At 30.0% G+C, this 3,447-nt stretch carries 3 protein-coding genes; all 3 read right to left on the bottom strand.

What is annotated here, in order from left to right:
* Positions 1 to 443: 443 nt before the first annotated feature.
* A complete protein-coding gene (locus L8X36_RS07995; RefSeq protein WP_263683317.1) occupies positions 444 to 1,877 on the bottom strand; it encodes a mobilization protein in 1,434 nt (477 codons plus the stop codon).
* Positions 1,861 to 2,061 carry a hypothetical protein gene (locus L8X36_RS07990; protein ID WP_044599646.1) on the bottom strand — a complete coding sequence of 67 codons (201 nt, stop codon included), beginning with the start codon at positions 2,059 to 2,061 and terminating at the stop codon, positions 1,861 to 1,863. The genes L8X36_RS07995 and L8X36_RS07990 overlap by 17 nt, the downstream gene beginning before the upstream one ends.
* Positions 2,062 to 2,252: 191 nt before the next feature.
* Positions 2,253 to 3,308: a replication initiation protein gene (locus tag L8X36_RS07985; protein WP_263683316.1), complete on the bottom strand. Its 1,056-nt coding sequence runs from the start codon at positions 3,306 to 3,308 to the stop codon at positions 2,253 to 2,255.
* Positions 3,309 to 3,447: the final 139 nt, after the last annotated feature.

Below are 3,447 nucleotides of genomic sequence, written 5' to 3'. Positions count from 1 at the left end.
AGTTAGCCTTGATTGATAAATTTCCGCCAAGAGTAAAACTCAAGGCGGATTTTTTATTGTAACATATTAAAAGGGCTATTGTCAATATTTTGCCCTTTAATACTCCCAATTTGCCCTTTTAATACTCCCAATTTGCCCTTTTAATACTCCCAATTTGCCCTTTTAATACTCCCAATTTGCCCTTTTAATATTTCGCTAGCTCCCACCACATAGGCGTTTGAAAGCCCCCTAAAAATATATAAAAATATATAAAAATTTAAAAAACGCACGCACACGCATACGCACGCACACGCGTAAATAAATAAATTTATTATTTTATATACAATAGGGCGGGGTCTTGTTCGTTCGCTTTCTCTAGGAAAGCTTCACGCCCCCGCACCCCATTTACACAAAACATAGCACCTATAAGGTGCGTTTTGTTTAGAGAAAAGGGAAAGGGTGTTTCATCTTGAAAAGCCTTTATCTTGTTTTTTCTCATTTGTAACTTTTTCTAGCCCAAATTTTGTTATTGCTTGATTATATTTTGTTTCAAAATCTGCATTTGTATAATCAGTAAAATTAAGATTATATAGCGTTTCTAGCTTATCGTGAGACCTTTTTGCTCTCTCTGCATTTTCTTTATTTTTAAAATCAGTTGTGTAACCTTTCCAAGCTTCGATAGTCGGTTGAAATACTTTTTGTAATTCTTGTATTCTTTTATTATGCTCGTTTTTAAGCTCAATTTCGCGTTTTGACGCGTTTTCTTGATTTTGTTCGATAGTTTGCTCGTTTTTAGTCGTTTTTGCGTTTAAATAGCGTTCTAGCTCATTTATAGGGGTATCATATTTTAAGTCCTTGAAATTAAGTAAATTTCCTAAATTAGTTATAAACTCTTTGTATGGTTTTGTAAAAACGCTCTCTAAAGTTCTTTTTGCTGTTTTTACAAGACTTTCCACATATTCCTTAGCAGTTTCTTTTGGCTTACTCATCATTAACAAATCTAGTTCTTTTAACTCTCTATTTGTAACTTTTTCTACTAAAATTTTAAGATTTTCATTTTGGTTTTTTAGTTCTTGATTTTGCACTTGTTTTTCTAATTTTTCTATTTTTTCTTGGTATTCTTTTTCTTGTTTTTGGTGTCTAAGTAAAATTTCGTTTAAAAGCTCGCTTAAGCTAGCTTCATTAACTTCTTGGAAGTTCTTTTTTAAGTTAGAAAGGTCTTTGAAAAAATCTTTATCAAAGCCCTTTCCGATTTGCTCTTTTCTAAAATTTTCAATAATTTGTGTGTATTCTTTTTTGTTTAAAAGCTCTTGCTTTTTCCCTTTTTTTTCTTTCTCTTTTAAAACCGCATAGGCTCTCGGCTCTATGCGTTTTACTCCACTCTTTCTTTTATCTACTCCCCGCTCCATTTCTAAAATATTTGAAACCGCAGTTTGAATTCCCCTTAATCTTGTTTTGTCTAAATCTCTTTGTCTATTTTTTCCCGTTTCTCTATCAAGAGTAATAAACTCCATATGTGCGTGATGATTGATTACTTTCTCGCCTTGCTCGTTAATATATCCTTCATCGCGATGTATTGCGATTTGATAACATTGAAAGCCGTGTATTTTTTGAAAATATTCTGCAAGTTTTTCTAAATCACTCATTGTAGTATCAGGTTTAATATTAACTACCGCACTCCATTCGTAGCTTTTTGCTTGAAATTTTTGTTTAGTATTTTTCGTGTAAGCTTCAATAGCATTTTTAACAATTTCATTTTTTAACGCCAAAGCTTCTTCGTGATTAAGATTGCATTCTACCTCGCCACCGATTAAATAACTCGGTGGCAATCTTCTATCGTTATGCTGTGTTTGTATAGGATTAGATTTTTTAAAATTAATACTAGATATTTGTCCCATTTTGAGCTACACTTGAAGCAAATTTTTCTTTAATTTCATTAAGTCTTTTTTGTTTGCTTTCTAATTTTAAACACAAAAATTTTATTTGAGATTCAAGCTTGGTTATATCTGTATAAATTTTATTCATTTCTGATATTAGTTTTCTTTCTTCTTTTATGTTAATTTCTGTCTTATTTGTTTCCATAATTGCTCCCCTTTTTTTCAAAAATGTGGTTATAATAGAACTTGTGATATTATAACTAAATATTTTTGAAAAACAAATTAGCACTCTTTTAAGGGTGTCTAGTTTGCAAACTAGACACCTTAAAGATTAAGGGCTAGTTTGCTTTTTATTTTCGGCAAGCTCAAATAAAAAGAAAAAAGGGAGAAAGTAATTCAATAGATATTGCTTGTAAATAATTTAATTAATTTAAAAAAGTCTTCTTCATTTTTGCATTTGAAAATTCTAGTATTGCGTGGAATTAAATTTCCAAATTCATCTTCTTGCAACTCCGCTGCGTTAAAAGTAAAATCGTAAAAATCAAAAGAGTTACTTTGGTAAATTTTTTCTTCATACCTAAATCTAATTTTTGATTGACATAATTTGTTACAAGTCATTAAGATTTTTTCTTCATCGCTTGCATTCTTTATCGCTTCATTTTCAATTTTTTGTATTGTAATGTTTTCGGGTTTGAAAGTAAATTCAATACCTACAACTTTTCCGCCCCGCCCCCTAGCACTAATTTTCTTTTTCTCAAAAGATAGATTTTTAAAAGGGATACGCACCTGATCAAACAAGGTGCGTTCTTTTGTTAGTTCTTTTATAGCAGGTTTTAAAATTCTTTTGTCAATATCGCACATTGCAAGTTTTTCGGGTATATCCATAATTCTACAAAACTCTTCCCACTCAAAATAAGCTGTTCCCGTTGTTCTATATTGTTTTAAAAGGCGGTAAAGTGTTTTTGTATATTTACCGCTTAATGCGATAAATTCTGCTAATTCAAAAGATGTAAAATTAGCTGTGAGTTGATTAACAAGATATTCAAAATGCTTATTAACTTCTATATCAATTCTAGTAAATTCTTGCCAAAAAAGTCCATCGCCTATTTCCATATCCCAATCAGTGCGAGTTTCTTTCCATATTACAAAATGATTAAATAAATTTACTCGCATTTTTCCGATTAAGTTTCTAACTTCATCTTTTACAATTATTGTAAAATCTGCTTTGAAAAATTTCTCTTCAAAAGAGTTTAAAATCTCTGTTATTTCTCTATTTGATAGGTTTTTTTCTGAAAAACCCATTAAGTCTTTAGGATATATAGAAAATATTTCATTTTCTTTTTTTTCTTTTATTTTTGTAAGCAAAAAACATAATAAATTTTGCTCTTGTTCTGTAAAGCTAGGTAGTTTAATTTTATTAAAGTCGTTGTGATATTTAACTATTTCACTCATTTGCATATCCTAAAGTAAGACAATCAAGGCAAGGGGCTAAAAAGCCCCTGCGGTTTTGCTAAAAAAATACTTCGATTTTAAGTTTAAAAAACCTAAAATTTAGATATAATTTCACAAAACGCTTACTATGTTGTTTCAT

The organism is Campylobacter sp. CNRCH_2014_0184h (assembly GCF_025772985.1).
Taxonomy (GTDB): Bacteria; Campylobacterota; Campylobacteria; order Campylobacterales; family Campylobacteraceae; genus Campylobacter_D.
The sequence above is the reverse complement of the archived record's forward strand: the minus strand, read 5'-3'. Positions and strand labels throughout refer to the sequence as shown.

What these genes read in the sequence shown, in the direction of transcription:
- L8X36_RS07995 (WP_263683317.1), bottom strand. Translation starts at nt 1,877, where the DNA reads ATGGGACAAATATCTAGTATTAATTTTAAAAAATCTAATCCTATACAA.
- L8X36_RS07990 (WP_044599646.1), bottom strand. Translation starts at nt 2,061, where the DNA reads ATGGAAACAAATAAGACAGAAATTAACATAAAAGAAGAAAGAAAACTA.
- L8X36_RS07985 (WP_263683316.1), bottom strand. Translation starts at nt 3,308, where the DNA reads ATGAGTGAAATAGTTAAATATCACAACGACTTTAATAAAATTAAACTA.